Source organism: Simiduia curdlanivorans (assembly GCF_030409605.1).
Lineage (GTDB): Bacteria > Pseudomonadota > Gammaproteobacteria > Pseudomonadales > Cellvibrionaceae > Simiduia > Simiduia curdlanivorans.
Genome location: NZ_JAUFQG010000004.1, coordinates 2,226,874 through 2,244,541 on the forward strand (window position 1 = coordinate 2,226,874; position 17,668 = coordinate 2,244,541).

A 17,668-nucleotide genomic window follows, 5' to 3' on the forward strand; every position below is an offset into this window, starting at 1 on the left:
CTGAATTAGGGCTAATTTGAGGCTGTTTTGCTGGCCCGCAGTCTACACAAAAATGCTTGGCTATACTGGGGGGACGAATCTTAGGAAGTGCCCATGCCTAGTCTGCAACAACTAACCCAAACCCCCAATATTCTCGCCCAAGACTACCAGCACGCGGCGGTTGGGGCGCGCATCATGCTCACCGGGCATATTCATCAGGCCATGCCAGATTGCGCCGGTCTTGCCTATCAAGAACATTGGGACTGTTTGAATCGATACGGTGAGGAGCGCTTCGACCAAGAGTTTGAGATGGCCGATAAGGTGCGCGCAGGCTTCGCTGGGTTAATCCACGGTGCGGCGGAAGATATTGCCCTAGCCGGGAGTGTGCACGCCCTGTTTGTGCGGTTTCTCTCATCACTGCCCTTGGACGCGCGGCCGAGAATCATCACCAGCGATGCCGAGTATCCATCTATTGCGCGCCAGCTGGTGCGTTTAGCAGAGGCCGGTATCGAGGTGATATTTGAGCCCGCCAACCCCGCCAGCACGCTGGTGGAAAGATTGGCGCGCCACGTCAACGATAAAACCGCGGCTGTGTGCGCCTCGTCGGTTAATTTTGAAACTGGGCACCAAAGCGTAGAGTTAGATACCTTGATGCCTTTGTGCGCGGCCAAGGGCGTCGAGTTATTCGTGGATGCCTATCACTCCGTCAATGTGCTGTCGTTTTCGGTTCAAGATTACAACCTGCAACAAGCTTTTGTGGTGGGCGGTGGCGCCAAGTACTGCCAAATGGGCAGTGGCTTGGCCTTTATGCACGTGCCCGAGGGGCGCCAGTTTCGGCCCTTGGTCACTGGCTGGTTTGGCGCCTTTGATCCCATCGTCGACGAGCCCGCCACCAGTCCGCTGATGTACGGCGATGCCGGGGCACGGTTTCACGGCTCTAGCATGGATATGTTGCCGGTGTTTAGGGCCAATCGGGTGTTCGATTACTTCCAGCGCCAAGGCCTAGACCCGGATTTTCTCGACGATGTGCACCATCATCAGCTGGAGCTGTTAAGCAGCACGTTTAAGCAATTTAACTTTAATCCGGCAGTGATCGAGCTATCCACGTCGCTCGAGTACATGGGGGGCTTCCTCTCGTTTAGCTCTCCCCATGCCAAGCAGCTGTGCGAAATGATGCGCGACCGGGGTGTGCACACCGACTTCCGCAAACAGTGGCTCAGGATGGGCCCAGCGCCTTACCTGTGCGACGAGCAGTTGCGCGACGCCATTCATGCGCTGGAGGAGTCGGTTAAGGAGTTGCCAGGCAGTTAATGCAGCACTGTTTGTGCTTTTTGCCGCTGAGGCAAGGGCAGGGGTCGTTGCGACCGAGTTTAGGTGCGCTCAGCTCTGGGGCACTGCTGTTGAGATAGCGCCAATGGCCATGCTCGTGTATGAAATGCGATAGGTCGTGTAAGGCATGCAATTGCCCATCTTGCCGATACCAGGCCACAAACTCCACCTTGCCGCTTGTCCCGGAAACTTGGCTCGATAACACGCTAAGCTGACCAAAGCTTGCCCGCTCGAGCCAGCCTTTAAGCGCTTCCCGATCAACCCCTGCACGCGCCGACTCAGCCCAACTTAATAGTATGTAATCGAACAAACCCAAGGCGTGGGCGCTGAAGCGCGAGCGCATCAGCGCCTCTGGGCTGGGCGCCGGTGCGCCCTCGTGGCTAGGTTGGCAGCAGGCTTGGTAACTTTGGCCACTGCAGCAAGGGCAAACCTTGGGTAGCATTTTTCATCCTTTTTCGGTATTTTTGCCACCCTTTCGCCAATCGGAGGGCGGAGGCAGGGTCGCGTGCACGAAGTGCGCTACTATAAAACAATCCTGCCTGGACAATAACAACCACATACCCAGAGCCCATGAGCGAATTTGACGATATAAGACCCTACCGCGATGAAGAAGTAGCCCCTGTTTTGGCTGGCATCGTTGGCAACCCAGAATTACACGCCGCCATTGCCGCGCTCAAGTTCCCCGTCATTAGCCGCCTAGTGCCCTGGTTAATTAAGCCGCTGGTGGCGAAAAAGTTGCGCGCGGAATTTAACGGCATAGCTACAGTAGATGACCTTCAAGAGTTGGTTTCCGGCTATTTGCGCGCCATGCTGGACGAGAAGTCGCGCGGCGTCACCGCCAGCGGCCTCGATAAGTTAGACCGAGATAAGCCCTACCTGTTTATCAGCAATCATCGCGACATCGCCATGGACCCAGCGCTGGTGACCTGGATGCTCTACCTGAATCACTTTCGCACCCTGCAAATTGCCATTGGCGATAACTTGTTAACCAAGCCCTATGTCTCGGACATCATGCGGCTCAACAAAAGCTTTATTGTCAATCGATCGGCCAAGGCGCCGCGGGAAAAGCTCAAGGCGGCTAAGTATTTGTCGTCTTATATTCACCATGTGCTGTGCGAAGAGCAGTCGAGCCTATGGATAGCACAGCGCGAAGGTAGGGCCAAAGACGGGCGCGATAAAACCAATTCCGCCGTGGTTAGTATGATTGCCTTAAGCAAACCCAAGCAGCAGCCCTTGGGCGATTACTTGGCCGAGCTTAATATCGTGCCCGTGTCTATTTCCTACGAGTGGGACCCTTGCGACTTGGCCAAGAGCCGCGAGTTATATTTATTAAAAACCGAAGGCAGTTACCAAAAAGGCGAGCAGGAAGATATTGCCAGTATTGCCGCCGGCATTAACGGTTTTAAAGGCCGCATTCATTTAACTTACGGCGATGTGATTAAGGGCGAGTTCAAAGGCACTGACGAAGTGGCGGCGGAGATAGATCGGCAAATACTGTCGAATTACCGGTTACACCCAAGCAACTGCCTAGCCTACCAGCAGTTAACGGGCTTGGTACCGAAAGTGAAAGTAGGCGAGGCGCAAGTGGCGTTTAATGCCGATGATTACCCTGCCGAAGCGGCGGAGTTAAAGCGCCGTATTCAGGGTTTGAACGACGAGCAGCGGGATATTTTCTTAGCCAGCTACGCCAACCCGGTGAGCGCACATTTGGACATAAACCGCTGATTATTCATCGGCGGGCGCAATCACCAGAGTTGTGAGTGTATTGGTGTCGGCGCTGGTGACGCATTGTACGTGCATTTTCTTGGTGGAGTGCTGCTCGCTTAAAAAGCGTTGGTCGCGCGGCACCACGTCGGCGGTAAATATCAGGGTGTTGGTGCGCTCGTAATCGTCGTAGAGGGCGGTTCGCCGGTCCATGTTTAGGTTGATAATTTTGCCTTCCATTTTTTCACGGGTGGCCTGTTCACATAAACCATAGCCGGCATAGAGATCAAATTTTGGCCTGTTTTCAACGATGCCGAGTGCGCGCTTGGTGCTGTTGGCCGAATTAAAGTCGGCGCGGAAGTGTTTCGCGATGAGTACCGTTGCCGTTATGCTTATGGATACCAACAGAGCCGCGCCACCGATGAAGAGCCATAGCTGTAACCGCTTGTTTTCTATCATTGGCCAGCGCCCATTATGTGATTTTCCTAACAAGCTTAATCAAGATATCGGTTAGACTCAATTTTTCTAAAGTCGGCGATGTAATCGCAGGACGCGATCGCGGTACAGTACCGCATAACTAAGGGATGGTATGACAGATTTTTTTAACGGACGTAGTGTGTGGATTACGGGCGCATCGTCGGGTATCGGTGAGGCTCTAGCGCTTCAGCTTGCCGCCAGAGGCGCCAGTTTATTATTGAGCTCCCGCCGTGAAGCGGTTTTAGAGCAGCTGCGGTTAAGGTTGGCTAACCCTGAATTGCATCGCGTGATCAGTTTGGATTTGGCTTGCCCAGAGCAAGTGTACAAGCAAGTTTCTGCGCTGGTGGCCGAGGGTTTATCGATTGACATCCTGATCAACAATGCCGGGATTTCTCAGCGTGGCCGCGCCCAAGATACAGCCTTGGATGTGGATAGAAAAATCATGGAAGTTAACTATTTAGGTACAGTCGCGTTAACCAAAGCGGTGCTACCGGCCCTGTTGAAATCCCGAGCCGGCATTGTGGCGACTATTACCAGTGTGTCGGGCTTAATTGGCTCACAGGGGCGGGCGGCCTACTCAGCCGCTAAACACGCATTGATGGGCTTTATGGAAGCGCTGCGGGCTGAGCTACATAGCCAGGGCGTGCAGGTGACTGTCGCTTGCCCAGGCTGGGTGAAAACGCAAATTTCCATTAACTCGCTGGACGAGGTAGGAGCGGCGTTAGGTAGAATGGAGCCCAGAATTGCGCAGGGGATTTCCGCCGAGCGCTGCGCGCAAGAATTTTTACTTGCCATCGAGAAGGGCCGAGATCAAGTTATCATCGGTCGAGGTGTGAGTGTGCTAGCGCCGAGTGTTAAGCGCTTTTTCCCCAATTTATTTAGACGCTTGAATCGCAAGCAGGTTTACCGTTAATGGCATTATCCGCCGAGCTAAAAAAGACGATTCAAACTGCCTACAGCCAGTTTTTGGAAAACAAATCGCTGAAGGCACGCTATGGTCAAAAGCTGATGGTGGCGGAAATTGCGCGTACGCTAGGTGGTATCGAACTCGATGACGAGGGTGTTCGATCTGGCGAAAACCACATCTGCGTGGTTGAGGCGGGTACTGGCACGGGTAAAACCGTAGCTTACTTATTGGCCGCCATTCCCGTGGCCAAAGCGCTGGGTAAAAAATTAGTAGTCTCTACTGCCACCGTGGCGCTGCAAGAGCAGATTGTGTACAAGGATCTGCCCGACCTAAAGCGTAAGTCGGGTTTGCATTTTAATTTTGCTTTGGCCAAAGGTCGCGGTCGCTATTTGTGTCTATCCAAGCTGGATCGAATTCTCACCGATGTGGATGCCGCCAACAGCAGTGAAAAGGCCTTGTACGAAGATGAATACCCACAGATAGACGAACAGGCGCTGACCATTTATCAATCCATGATGGATGCACTGGCGGCGAACAAATGGGCTGGCGATAAAGATGAATGGTCTGAGGAGCTAGAGCCACAGGTGTGGTCGCGGGTGACCACGGATCATCGCCAGTGCACCGGCCGGCGCTGTTCCAATGTGTCGTCCTGCAGTTTTATTAAGTCGCGCGATTCGCTCGGCACATTCGATGTTATCGTCGCCAACCACGATCTGGTGTTGGCCGACCTAGCGCTCGGCGGCGGCGCCATCTTGCCCGATCCGGCCGATACCCTGTACGTATTTGACGAAGGTCATCATCTACCCGATAAAGCCCTCAATCACTTCGCCGAGCACAGCCGCTTGATCGGTACGCTTAAATGGTTGGAGCAAACCAATAAGGTGCAGGGCGCCATGTTGGGCGAAATTAGCGGTGCCGGTAATATCGATCGCTTCGCCGAGCAGTTGCCCGCCGCACTGGCCGATGTGAAACGGCATTTGGAAATGGTCTACCCCATGGTGACCCAATTGGCCGAGCGCATCGAAGACCCTGAGCGCAGCCCGCGCTATCGCTTCGAGCAGGGCATTGTGCCCGACGCGATGCGCGAGGTGAGCGTCGAACTGAAGCACAGCTTCGAGCGGCTAGCCGAATTGTTGGGCAAAATGACGCGCGAATTAGAAGAGGCGTTGGAGTCGAGCCACTGCGATGTGCCCAAAGTTGACATGGAGAATTGGTACCCCCAGTTGGGGGTGTGGCAATCGCGCGCTGAGGCCGGTTTGGCCCTGTGGGCCAGCTTTGCCGAACTCGATCACAAAGGCGGCGTGCCGAAAGCCCGTTGGATTACGCTGGTGGATTTTGGCGGTAGCATTGATTACGAGATTTGCTCCAGCCCCATTCTCGCGGCCAAAACACTCGAATATAGCCTGTGGAATCGCTGTTGCGGGGCAGTGGTTACCTCCGCCACGCTGACCGCATTGGGCAAGTTTGACCGGCTTAAAATGCGCACCGGAACACCTGAAAATGCCACCTACGCAGTGGTGCCCAGCCCCTTCGACTTCAACAAGGCGCTGTTACAAATTCCCAACAGCGCCTCAGATGCCAGCGACAGTCTGAATCATACCCTAGGTATTATCGATTGCCTGCCCGAGCTGCTTGGCGCACAGAAGGCGGCGCTGGTGCTGTTCGCCTCCCGTCGGCAGATGCTCGATGTTTACGACGGTTTATCCATCGACTGGCGGGAGCAGATTTTAGTGCAGGGCGACAAGTCCAAACAGGAGATGCTGAACGCGCACCGAGCCCGTATCGATGACGGTGAAACCAGCATTTTATTTGGCTTGGCCAGTTTTGCCGAAGGCGTGGATTTACCCGGCGGTTATTGCCAGCACGTAATCATTGCCAAAATACCTTTTGCCGTGCCCGACGACCCAGTAGAGGCATCTCTGTCGGAGTGGATAGAAGCGCGCGGCGGCAACCCCTTCATGGAAATTACGGTGCCCGACGCGGCACTAAAATTGGTGCAAGCGTGCGGTAGGTTGCTGCGCACCGAAACCGACACGGGTACTATCACCCTGCTCGACAACCGATTGCTGACTCGGCGTTACGGCAAGGCTATCCTCAATTCCCTACCGCCGTTTAAACGTTCATTTTGAACCAAGATAAGGAGCTGTAAGCCATGCGTTATCTACTGACTGTTCTGGCGCTACTGATGTTAGCGGCCTGTGCCGGCAAACAAAGCTTCCGCGATAGCTGTGCGGCCAATGTTGACGCCGCTTGGCAAGAATTGGATATCGCCAAAGCCGAAGGCTTTTCCGGCTCGGTCAGCTACTCCAAGGCTCTGGGCTTAATCAGCCTCGCCAAGTCTATGCAAACCGTGGAAAACTTCGATAATTGCGTTAAGCACGCCCAAGATGCACGCTTTTATATCGCTGAGTCGCGCAAGGGGCAGTAGTGGCTAAAGGCCCGTTGTCTGACCTTGCCGTCTTGCTCGATCAGCTTGAGCTCGCCCTTAAGCAAGCGAACCTCTGGGCACAAGAGCCCCCTGAACTGGCGGCCTTTGCCAGCCAATTGCCGTTTTGTGTTGATACTATGGTGGTTCAAACCTGGCTGCAGTTTGTTTTTATCCCAACCCTGCGGCAATGCATTAAACAACAGCTTGCACTGCCCAGCAGGTGCAATATCACGCCAATGGTTGAGGAAAACTTGTCGGCAAAGCTTGATAGTCTAGTGGCGATAGGTCGGATAACAACGGAGATTGACGAATTTCTCCGTTAGTGAACTGGTACGCATTTAAGCAGTTTCCTGAGGAAATTTATTAGCTTAGGCGTGAAACTTAAGCTGGCGTCTCATCCTCTGCTCAGCTATATTGGTGCTTTACTTTGCCTTAGTTCGTCGTAATTGCGCGCTTCGGCGTCTCGTACGCCTATCTATTAGGGTTTTTGGCCGACAAATCGGAATGGTACTGTCATGAAAACGTGGAATTTGAAAACCTACCTGTTGCTTCTTGCGAGCCTTTTTATGCTCAGCGCCTGTGGTGGTGGCTCTAGCTCACCTAAGTTTGGTGTGGGTGAAGATGGCGGCAGCTCAAGCGGAAGTACCGGTGGATCTACTGGAGGAACAGGAGCTTCAGGGTCTTCAGTGGTGAAAATTGGTACAGGTACGGGTTCCGCGTTCGTACTGGGTGCATTAGCGTCTACTAAAACCACACTGCAGTCGGGTTCATCAACGACATTGAGTTTCAACGTTGTTGACGGTAATAATGCGCCCGTTTTAAATAGTTACACGGCTCGATTCTCCTCCACTTGCCTCGCCGCAGGTTCAGCCCAGCTGTCGAAAAATGGCGCCGTTGTGTCGCAAATTACAACGGCAGATGGCTTGGGCTCGGTTAACTACACGCCTCAAGGTTGCTCAGGTACAGATACTGTAACGGCAAGTCTAACGGTAGGCGATACCATTCTTACAGCGACTGTTGCACTTACGATCGAAGTCGATCAGGTGCTGGCAGTTGAATTTGTCTCAGCATCCAAGACCCAGTTGTCACTGCGCGGTATAGGTGGTCAGGAAACAGCGACAGTTACATTTAAGTTGGTGGGTGCGCAATCTGCGCCAATTATTGGTGAGTCTGTTACTTTTTCCCTCAGCACTTTGGAGGGCGGCGTTTCTCTTGCCGGCGGCTCTACAACTGGAATCACCGATAGTCAGGGTCTAGTGTCAACCGTCGTTCAGAGTGGAACCACGGCTACTACAGTCAAAGTTTTCGCAACCCATGACGCCACCCTAATTCAAGGTGGCTCAACAGATATATCCATCTCCACTGGCGTGGCTGTGGATGATCGCTTCTCCATATCGATGTCTAGCCGCCAGCCGGCGGGTGCCTTTAACACTGATGGCATAGAAGTATCACTGAATGTCATTGCCGCTGATCAGTTTGGCAATAGCCCGCCAGATGGTACACAGGTTCGCTTCGTATCGACTGAAGCCGGTAAAGTTGATAGTGCGTGTTCGCTGGTAAATGGCCGTTGTAGCGTTAAATGGTTAAGCTCCGGTCCGCGTCCGGCTGACTTGCGAGTGCAAGTTTTGGCTTACATGCGAGGAGCAGAGACGTTTGTTGATGTAAACGGCAATAGCGTGTATGACGGCGCTGAGATTGGTTTACACACTGATCTCGGAGAACCATACGCCGATGAAAATGAAAGCGGGGCCTACGATTTGGGTGAGTTTTTCGTTGATATTGACCTCGATGGCGTATATGACGCCACAGGCGACGGCGAGTGGAATGGCCCTTGTATGTCGGGTGTAAACGCAGCTGCTATCTGTTCTTCAAAGGAAGATACGTTTATCTATCGTGATATTCGAATTTTCATGCCTACAAATGACGTTAACATCGTGAGCCTAGGTACTTTCCCCGCCTTGGGGGGTTCTATTAATGTAGGCGGTGGAACCGTTTCATTAACTGGCTTGGTTTTTGACGATGGCAATGGTAATCCTTGGCCTACTGGTACTAAGTACACTTGGTCATCGAAAGAGACAACCTCTACCAATTTACGTCTGAACGCTACTTCTGGAGAGGTGAAAACTATATTCCCGGCGAATTCTGTGGCGATGCCGGCTATGGCGATAAGCCTGACCGGTAATGCCGCTAATTCGACGCCAGCGACCACAGAAGTTAAGCTGGAGATTACTATGCCCGACAACACTAAGTACGAGTACTATTTCTTTGTGAACTACAATAAAGAATAGAGTCTCTATCAAGCCAAAAAAGGAGGTGCATGCAAAGTGCTCCTCCTTTTTTTTAGCCGTTGGTTGGTACATTGAATTAGATCTTGCGTCTGGTCATATATGCTTTTTTGAGTCACCAAGCGGCTTAATGTTTCAATAGAACCCAGCTTCCTAGCCTTTGGTCGCAACCAGAGCTCCCCCCTAGTGACATCTTTTTTTAAAGTCTTACTATGCCATCAACACATACCTTTTCACCCTCTTGACTCCATAGGACTTAGCCGTGTTTATCGACAAATTTAAGGACAAACGTGTTTACCTGCCTTTCGTCATCGTTATCACCAGTGTCTTAGCCTTGGTGATCATGATTAGCCTTAAGCAGCCGCCGGAGGAGAAGGAGGCTGATCAGGTTGCGCCGTTGGTAAAAGTGGAGCCTATTCGATTCGAGCCTATGCAGTTAGACGTTAATTCACACGGTTTAGTTACGCCAAAATTTAAGACCCAGTTAGTGGCGCAAATTAGCGGCGAAATTAGCTTTATAGCGCCGGAATTTGTGCGCGGTGGTTTTGTAAAGCAGGGTCAAATTCTTGCGCGTATTAACGATAGCGACTATCAAGCCTACGTGATTGAGGCGCGGGCGGCGTTGCTGTCTGCTAAAGCGGGATTGCAGCAAGAGCAGGCCTTGGGCGCGGTGGCGAAAGATGAGTGGAGTCGTATTAAAGATCGCAAACCTACGGCATTGAGTTTGCGGGAGCCGCAGTTAGCCCAAGAGCAAGCTCGCGTACATGCGGCAGAAGCAGCCCTTGCTAGGGCTGAAAGTAACTTAGAGCGAACAATCATTCGCGCGCCATTCCACGCTTTGATTGAAAGCCGTCAAGTTAGTTTAGGTTCCTACGTTAATCCCGGTAATGCGGTTGGTGAAGCGCTGTCAGTTTCGGAGGCAGAGGTTCGACTACCGGTTGCCGATAATCAATTGAAATTTTTGATTAATGAGGGTGTCGGTGCAAAGGTGATTTTGCGCGGCGAGCTACAGGGGCAGCAAACTTCTTGGGAGGCAAAAATTATTCGCACTGAAGGTGTGATTGATAACCAAAGCCGTATGGCTTATCTCGTCGCTGAGTTGGTAAACCCCTACGGCTTGCAGGTGCCTAAGCCTGGCGATCAAACGTTAAGTCAAGCGACGGAGCATCCGCTACGATTTGGCAGCTATGTGCGGGCAGAGGTGGAGGGCATTAGTCTGCCACAAGCCGCGCTAGTGCCGAGACATCTTATTGTCGATGGCAAGGTACCTACATTAACGGCTGAGCACACCTTGCTGTTTAAACCGGTGACGTCATTGCGCGAACAGGGAACCATGGTTGTAGTCGTTGACGGTGTTTCAGACCAAGACCAGCTCATCGTGTCGGCATTGCAGTATCCCGTTGAAGGTATGCCTTTGCGTTTGCCCAGCGAGAAAAAAGCCAGTGTTGAAAAGCCTAATGAGCTTAATTCGACAGAAAGTACAGAACAAAAAGAAGCGTTAGCTAAGAAAAGCGACTAAATAATTGGGGATGACATTGTGACAGATTTAACTAACCAAACGGACGTTGTTGAAGACCCCACACGGAAGGGTGTGATTGCTTGGTTCGCGCGCAATACGGTGGCGGCCAACCTGTTAATGATCTTTATTTTATTGGGCGGTTTGCTGACGGCGAGTACCATTCGCAAGCAAATGTTTCCCGAAATTGAAATTGACTGGCTGCAAATTCAGGTTTTTTATCCTGGTGCTGCACCCCAGGAAGTGGAAGAGGGCATTACGCTTAAACTAGAGGAGGCGTTGAAAACCATTCAAGGCCTAGAGCGTGTTATCACCTATTCTCGACGCGGCATGTCGCAAGCCTATATTAAAGTGGATGCTGGCTACGACCCTCAGGTGGTTTTGGATGAAGTTAAAGGTCAAGTAGATTCGATTTCCAGTTTTCCCGATGGGATAGAGAGGCCGCGTGTAGAGCGGTTTAAATACAAACAAGAAGTGCTTTATATCTCACTTTATGGCGATCTTAGTCCTAGTCAGTTAAAAGATTTAGGTAAGCGAATTCACGAAGAAATTCAAACCCTGCCTCTGGTCAATATCAGCGAGTATTACAGCGGACTTGGTTATGAGATTGGTATCGAAATTAGCAAAGACAAGTTGCGAGAGTACAATCTAAGTTTTCGCGATGTGGCAGATGCTATCCGTAAAGATTCGGCCAATATGTCTGCCGGTCAAATTAAAGCAGCCGATGGCTATATCTCGCTGCGGGTAGAGAATCAGTCTTACCGTGGCTATCAGTTCGAACAAATTCCTATTGTTTCGCTAAAGGATGGCACCACTATTCGCTTGGGCGATGTTGCAACGGTGATTGATGGCTTTCAGGATGGTATCCAGTACTCGAAATACAACGGTAAAAATTCCGTTACTATATTTGTTGGTGCGGCTAAAAATCAAAGTATGACGGATGTCTCGCGCATCGTTAATAAGTACATTTTAGAGAAAGATGCGCAGCTGCCCGACGGCGTAAAGTTAGAGACATGGATTGATTTAACCTACTACCTGCAAGGTCGGTTAGACATGATGCTAAGCAATATGGCTTGGGGTGGTGTCTTAGTTTTCCTGATCTTGGCGCTGTTTTTACGTGTACGCCTAGCCTTCTGGGTAATGATGGGGCTACCCGTTAGCTTCTTGGGTACCTTATTGTTTATGCCCATGGCCTGGATTGACGTCACCATTAATGTGACTAGCTTATTTGGCTTTATCTTGGTGCTGGGGATAGTGGTGGATGATGCGATTGTCATCGGTGAGAGTGCGGCAGACGAAATTGAAAAGAATGGCCAATCGGTTGAGAGTGCTATTCGCGGTGCTCAGCGCGTGGCTATGCCCGCGACTTTTGGCGTATTAACGACCGTAGCAGCCTTTGCACCCATGTTGCTAGCAACTGGGCCAGAAAAAGGTTTTTCTATTTCTATCGGTGCGGTTGTCATCTTGTGTCTATTGTTTTCGCTGGTGGAGTCGAAGCTAATTCTGCCTGCGCATTTGGGGCACATGAAACCACGACCAAGCAACCCTAAAAACCCTGTTCATAAGTTGCGTCTATGGATCGACACCAATCTCAAGTATTTTATCGATAATAAATACAGACCCTTTATTACCAATGCTATTCACTATCGATACGTTGTGTTAACGGGTTTCTTGGCAGTGTTGTTGATCAGTGTTGGATTGTTTGCCAGCGGCGCTATTCGCTTTATAGGCACGCCAAAAATCCCTTCGGATTTTCCGGACGTCAACATAGAAATGCAGATATCCTCGTCTGAAAATGCCACACTTGAAGCAGCCTTGGCGGTAGAGCAAACCTTGTTGGAGGTGGATCGCCAAATTGAAAAAGAGTTCGGCACCAAGATGATTGCCAATGTACATGTGGATTTGCAGTCCCGAACTAGCGCTCGCATCATGACGAAATTAATTGAGCCGGAAGACAGGCCGTTAGATACCTTTGAGTTGGCGGCAAAATGGCGTGAAGCTATGCCGCAATTGCCGGGAGTGAAATCGCTTACCATTCAAGATAATTTGTTTGGTAACGATCGCGATGACGGCGACATTAGCTTTCGCCTAGAAGGTGCTAATTACGACGAGTTAGAATCAGCCGTGTTAGATTTGCGCGATAAATTGTCGACGCTGAAAGGTGTGGGCGATATCAACGACAGTCGGCGTCAAGAAACACAGGAAGTTCAACTAGTGCTCAAGCCTCTGGCTTACAGTATGGGGTTGAGCTTAGCGGATGTGGCGCAACAGGTGAACTTCAGTTTCTATGGTTTGGAGGCGCAAAGAATCCTTCGCAATGGCGAAGAGATTAAGGTGATGGTTCGCTATCCGGAAGTGCAGCGCAATTCCATAGGCTTAGTCGAAGATACTTTGATTCAAACACCAAACGGCTCAGAGGTACCGCTTTCGGAAGTTGCCGAATTCAATATGGTAGATAGCGTCAGTGAAATTCGCCGAGAAAACGGCAAGCGTTCAATCAATATCTGGGCCTCGGTTGATGCCGCGCAAACGGAACCGCAAAAAGTGGCTGCCGATATCCGCGATAACTTTTTACCTGAGATGTTGAAGAGTTACCCTGGTGTTAAGAGCTCTATCTCTGGTCGAGTGCAAGAAGAAATGGAAAGTCAGTCGCGTCAGGTGCGTAACTTCTTTTTATCGATGCTGGTGGTGTTTGCGCTTTTGGCGATACCGCTTAAATCTTACACTCAACCTATGATGATTATGTCGGTTATTCCTTTTGGTATCGTTGGTGCCATGCTTGGGCATTTGATTCTTGGCATGGACATGAGCGTATTGTCGATGTTTGGTGTGATCGCGGTTGCGGGTGTGGTGGTCAATGATTCACTGGTCATGGTGGACTATATCAATAACGCCCGCCGCGAGGGGTCTGGGCTTCGAGAGGCTGTTATCGATGCCGGCTGTCGACGCTTTAGGGCGATTATTCTCACCTCGTTAACCACCTTTGTTGGTGTTATTCCGATCATCCTTGAGACTAGCATGCAGGCGCAAATGGTGATTCCGATGGCGGTGTCCCTGGCGTTCGGCGTCTTGTTTGCAACGGTTATCACCCTGTTAATGATTCCTTGCTTGTATGTTGCCGGTGGCGATATCCGCGCTAAATTCAGGCGCAAGCCAGTGCTTGAATCTGGCTCGGAAACTGAGGCTGTTTCAGCCTAAAATCTGGGGCTCTGGCGTCAATTGACTTTAAAGGTTGATTGACGCCAGATAGTCTGAGTGACAACTTCAATGCTCTGGTGGCTATCGTGATGTTTAGTGTGTAGAGCTGAGCCGGCGAGGTCAATTTCTGAGCTTTCGCATTCGCGCGCCAGCTAAGCTCTGTTACAATCCCGTCTCGCTCATTTTCCCTTATAGCGCTGACCATGGTCCAAATTGCTAGCCATAGTGGTATTTCACTCGCTAAATTTAAGTTGATTCTCTGTCTTTTATGTATTTTTCCCACGGCTGTATTGGCCGATATACAGGAAGACATAAGGAATGCTAAGCATTTCTTGTTGAGTTCACCGGCGCAAACTATCGCACTGTTATCGCCTTATACACTCGACTCCGCAGATGAAGTATCCGCATCTGAACAGCTCGAGCTTTTAGCACTATTGGCTCGTGCCTACATTGTTCAATCTGAGTTGCAGCTTGCGAGTCAAATTATCGATCAATTAGAGACCTTGGCGCTTGAGCAAAAAGACTTGCTTTATCAGGGCATTGTTCTGCGCGAGCGAGGTGCTATTTTATTTATTCAAACCCAGTACGGGTCGTCATTAGAACTCTACAATCTGGCGTTGGAGAAGTTTCAACTGATCAATGACGCCTTACAAGTTGGGCTTACCTATAACGCCATGGCTCAGTCTTTAAGGGCCCAGCTGCAGTATTCACAGGCGCTGAGTTTTGCTCGAAAATCCCTCGCGTTGCTGCGCGAAAGTGGCGCTACCGCAGCGATGGCGGACGTGTTAAATGCCATGGGCGTCATCTTTGAGCGACTCAATAACCTAGAAGAGTCTTTGGTTGCGCACTCCCAAGCCATGGACATTCGTCGCGCCTTAAATGACCGGCCTGGTCTGGCTGACTCGCTCTACAATATCGGCGAAATTCATCGCGAGCTAAAAGATTACGCCTCGGCAGAAATGTATTTGTCTGAATCAGTGGCGGTCGATCGCGATCTCAATAATGTGAGTAATTTAGCTTACGGCTTGTTTAAGCTGGCAGATATTCAATGTGCGCAGAATAAATACGATGTAGCGAAGGCCAACGGTTTGCAAGCTCTGGCATTGTTTTCGAGGCTAAACGCTATCGAGAATGTTGTTGCTGCGAATGCCAATTTGGTTAAGCTCGAGTTGCGTATGGGTACCTATACAGAAGCCGCGGTGTTCTTAAGCAATGCCGAGGCACTATTGACCAACGATATGAGTGCTGAGTTGAAATTTAGACTTGGCATCTATCGCGCCAAGCTATTTGTGGCCGAGGGTGAGTTCGCGAAAGCCGAATTAATTTTACGCAATCACATTGCTGTTCAGCTCGATGGCGTCAATGTGGAATTGCAGTTGATGGTCTATCGAATGCTGAGTGACTTGTTGGCACAACAAGGAAAGACGAAAGAAGCGCTCGCGGTTTTAAATGCTCACAACACTCGGCACGATAAGATAATGAGTGAGTCTCGGCTCCAGTCGATTGCCAATGTTCAGTCGAGTGTTGACTTTATGCGGCGCGAGCAGCAATTGGCGCTCTTGTCTCGCGATAAAGATATTGCCGATGTTAAAGAGAGTAAGAGAAACTTTGAACGAAATACCGTGGTTTTTGGTTTTGTAGTGCTTTTTTTCCTGCTTTTTACACTGTTTGGTCGTTATCAATCCCGGCGAATTAACTTTCAGTTAAAACAGCAAGTGGCTGAGCGCACGGCCGAGTTAGAGGCAAAAAATGCTGAGTTGCAACGCGCCTACGGTCAGTTACAGGCGATCAGTCAAACGGACCTTTTAACGGGCTTATCGAACCGACGCTTTTTGCAAGAGCATATTGAGCACGATTGCGCCAAATCTATCAGGGATTACTTGAACTGGCTGCAGGGCAAGGCGCCGGTTCCAAATCAGTCAGATTTACTTTTCTTTCTGATTGATCTGGATGGCTTTAAAAATGTCAATGATCTCAATGGCCATGCCGCTGGCGACCTTGTGCTGGCACAAATGAAAAATATTTTGGCGCAAATCTTTCGCGAAACCGATTATCAAGTGCGCTGGGGCGGCGAGGAATTCCTCGTGGTGGCGAGGTTTAGCCAGCGCGAAAATGCAGCAATGTTGGCCGAGCGTATTCGGGCCTTAATAGCGGAAACGGAATTTGATATAAAGCAAGCTAAGCCTTTGTCAATTACGGCGTCAATTGGTTTTTCCTGTTTTCCTTTTTTTACCGATAGACCGGCGCAATACAATTGGCAACAGGTAGTTGATATTGCCGATACCTGTCTTTACGCGGCAAAACAGTCGGGGCGCAATTGTTGGGTCGGGTTGACCGGTGTCGAAGGGTTGGAAAAAGTCGATACCTTCGATCGACTTTTCACCGAACCGGAGCAAGTGATTTACGAGGGTTGGGTTAACCTCTATACCTCCCTCGAAGATCCGCGGTCTTTGTCTTGGCAGGTTCGTTCAACAAGTTGATAGGTATTGGATAAACGTCGCATTTCAAGGTAAGTATAGGTTGTTGCAGGCACTGTGAAACATTCAGTGAGTCGCGTGGCAGAGACAGTGCGCTAGGCAATTCTACCTAGCGCTCTCAGTGATAGATTAACTCGCAACCACCTGTAAAATTTGCCCGCAAAACCAAGCACCGTAGGTGCCCAAGGCGTAACCCAATACGGCCAGTAGCACGCCTACAGGCGCCAGCGACGGATGAAAAGCCGCCGCCACTATCGGTGCCGATGCTGCGCCGCCCACATTGGCCTGAGAACCCACGGCCATGTAAAACACCGGCGCTTTAATTGCGCGGCACATAATTAACATCAGGCTTGCGTGTATCGCCATCCAAACTGCCCCCAACACGAAGTATCCCGGGGTTTCGAATATCGCTTTTAGATCCATGTGTGTGCCGATGGTGGCCACTAGAAAGTAAATCAATACCGAGCCAACGCGCGAAGCGCCGGCGCCTTCGAGGCTGCGAACCCGCGTGAAAGAAAGTCCAAGCCCTAAACTGGTGGCGATAATGATCAGCCAGAAAAAACTGCTGGTTAAGCTAAAGCGTGCAGTATCGGGGAAGTGGGTTTTGAAGAAGGGGGCTATGATATCGGCGCCAAAATGGGCGACACCGGTGAGGGTGAACGCCAAAGCGGCAATCATCATCAGATCATTTAGAGAAGGTATGCGCATTATTGATGCTTGCAGCGTTTCAACCTTTTGGCGCAGCTCGGTTATCGCGCTGGTATCGGCGCCGATTGACGCGTCGATTTCCTTCGACCGACTGGCCATGGTCAACAGAACTGCCATCCAAATGTTGGCGATGATCACATCGACCGCCACCATAGAAGAGAAGATTTGATCGCTGGGCTTAAAAATTTCTTTCATCGCGGCCTGATTGGCGCCGCCGCCAATCCAGGAGCCCGCCACTGTGGTCATGCCTTTCCATACGTCATCTAGATTGGCACCTAATAGGTCTGGCGCTATCGCCGTCACTAACAACAGTGCCAATGGGCCGCCGATGATGATGCCCACGGTGCCGGTAAGGAAGAGGATAAGGGCTTTGGGGCCAAGGCTAATGATGCCTTTAAAGTCGATACTAAGGGTGAGTAATACCAAGCTCGCCGGCAGCAAGTAGCGGGTGGCTACATAATAGAGTTGGGAGTCATGGGTATCGATAATGCCAAAGGTAGTCAGGAGCGATGGCAAAAAGTAACACAGCAGCAAAGCTGGCACGTAGCGATAGAAATTTTTAAAGACAGGGGAGTTGCTGTGTGAAGTATAAAATACGGCTCCCAAAATCAGGGCCAGTAGACCCAATTGCACTGCATCGTTAGTAATCATAAGCCTGCT

At 50.7% G+C, this 17,668-nt stretch carries 13 protein-coding genes; 10 read left to right on the plus strand and 3 right to left on the minus strand.

Going from position 1 to position 17,668, the window contains the following annotated elements; genetic code table 11:
• Positions 1 to 93 precede the first annotated feature (93 nt).
• Positions 94 to 1,290, plus strand: a complete 1,197-nt coding sequence (locus tag QWY82_RS09950) for an aminotransferase class V-fold PLP-dependent enzyme (protein WP_290261809.1) — start codon at positions 94 to 96, stop codon at positions 1,288 to 1,290.
• Here the strand turns inward: QWY82_RS09950 and QWY82_RS09955 are convergent.
• On the minus strand, positions 1,268 to 1,750 hold the full coding sequence (locus QWY82_RS09955; protein WP_290261811.1) for a YchJ family protein: 483 nt from the start codon (positions 1,748 to 1,750) through the stop codon (positions 1,268 to 1,270). The genes QWY82_RS09950 and QWY82_RS09955 overlap by 23 nt on opposite strands.
• A 128-nt stretch (positions 1,751 to 1,878) precedes the next feature.
• On the opposite strand from QWY82_RS09955, the gene QWY82_RS09960 reads away from it, so the two are divergent.
• Complete coding sequence (locus tag QWY82_RS09960) at positions 1,879 to 3,033, plus strand: 1-acyl-sn-glycerol-3-phosphate acyltransferase (protein WP_290261813.1); 1,155 nt, start codon at positions 1,879 to 1,881, stop codon at positions 3,031 to 3,033.
• Here the strand turns inward: QWY82_RS09960 and QWY82_RS09965 are convergent, their stop codons facing one another.
• On the minus strand, positions 3,034 to 3,471 hold the full coding sequence (locus QWY82_RS09965; protein ID WP_290261815.1) for a hypothetical protein: 438 nt from the start codon (positions 3,469 to 3,471) through the stop codon (positions 3,034 to 3,036).
• 130 nt (positions 3,472 to 3,601) lie between these two features.
• Between QWY82_RS09965 and QWY82_RS09970 the strand changes: the two genes are divergently transcribed.
• The 8 genes from QWY82_RS09970 (at position 3,602) to QWY82_RS10005 (ending at position 16,303) form a co-directional block, all read left to right on the plus strand.
• Entirely contained in the window at positions 3,602 to 4,402 is an 801-nt protein-coding gene (locus QWY82_RS09970) for an SDR family oxidoreductase (RefSeq protein ID WP_290261817.1), read from the plus strand.
• The gene (gene dinG / locus QWY82_RS09975) at positions 4,402 to 6,525 is read left to right on the plus strand and encodes an ATP-dependent DNA helicase DinG (RefSeq protein ID WP_290261819.1); all 2,124 of its coding nucleotides are present in this window, start codon (positions 4,402 to 4,404) and stop codon (positions 6,523 to 6,525) included. Before QWY82_RS09970 ends, dinG begins: the two co-directional genes overlap by 1 nt.
• A 23-nt stretch (positions 6,526 to 6,548) precedes the next feature.
• On the plus strand, positions 6,549 to 6,824 hold the full coding sequence (locus QWY82_RS09980; RefSeq protein ID WP_290261821.1) for a hypothetical protein: 276 nt from the start codon (positions 6,549 to 6,551) through the stop codon (positions 6,822 to 6,824).
• Positions 6,824 to 7,147 carry a YqcC family protein gene (locus QWY82_RS09985; RefSeq protein ID WP_290261823.1) on the plus strand — a complete coding sequence of 108 codons (324 nt, stop codon included), beginning with the start codon at positions 6,824 to 6,826 and terminating at the stop codon, positions 7,145 to 7,147. The genes QWY82_RS09980 and QWY82_RS09985 overlap by 1 nt, the downstream gene beginning before the upstream one ends.
• A 192-nt stretch (positions 7,148 to 7,339) precedes the next feature.
• Complete coding sequence (locus tag QWY82_RS09990; protein WP_290261825.1) at positions 7,340 to 9,112, plus strand: hypothetical protein; 1,773 nt, start codon at positions 7,340 to 7,342, stop codon at positions 9,110 to 9,112.
• A 259-nt stretch (positions 9,113 to 9,371) separates the two neighbouring features.
• Complete coding sequence (locus tag QWY82_RS09995) at positions 9,372 to 10,628, plus strand: efflux RND transporter periplasmic adaptor subunit (RefSeq protein WP_290261827.1); 1,257 nt, start codon at positions 9,372 to 9,374, stop codon at positions 10,626 to 10,628.
• A gap of 18 nt (positions 10,629 to 10,646) precedes the next feature.
• Positions 10,647 to 13,823 (plus strand): efflux RND transporter permease subunit, encoded by a 3,177-nt coding sequence (locus QWY82_RS10000; RefSeq protein WP_290261828.1) that lies wholly within the window; start codon positions 10,647 to 10,649, stop codon positions 13,821 to 13,823.
• 203 nt (positions 13,824 to 14,026) lie between these two features.
• Positions 14,027 to 16,303: a diguanylate cyclase gene (locus QWY82_RS10005; RefSeq protein ID WP_290261829.1), complete on the plus strand. Its 2,277-nt coding sequence runs from the start codon at positions 14,027 to 14,029 to the stop codon at positions 16,301 to 16,303.
• Positions 16,304 to 16,429: 126 nt separating this feature from the next.
• Here the strand turns inward: QWY82_RS10005 and QWY82_RS10010 are convergent, their stop codons facing one another.
• Positions 16,430 to 17,659, minus strand: a complete 1,230-nt coding sequence (locus QWY82_RS10010) for a DUF819 family protein (RefSeq protein ID WP_290261831.1) — start codon at positions 17,657 to 17,659, stop codon at positions 16,430 to 16,432.
• Positions 17,660 to 17,668: the final 9 nt, after the last annotated feature.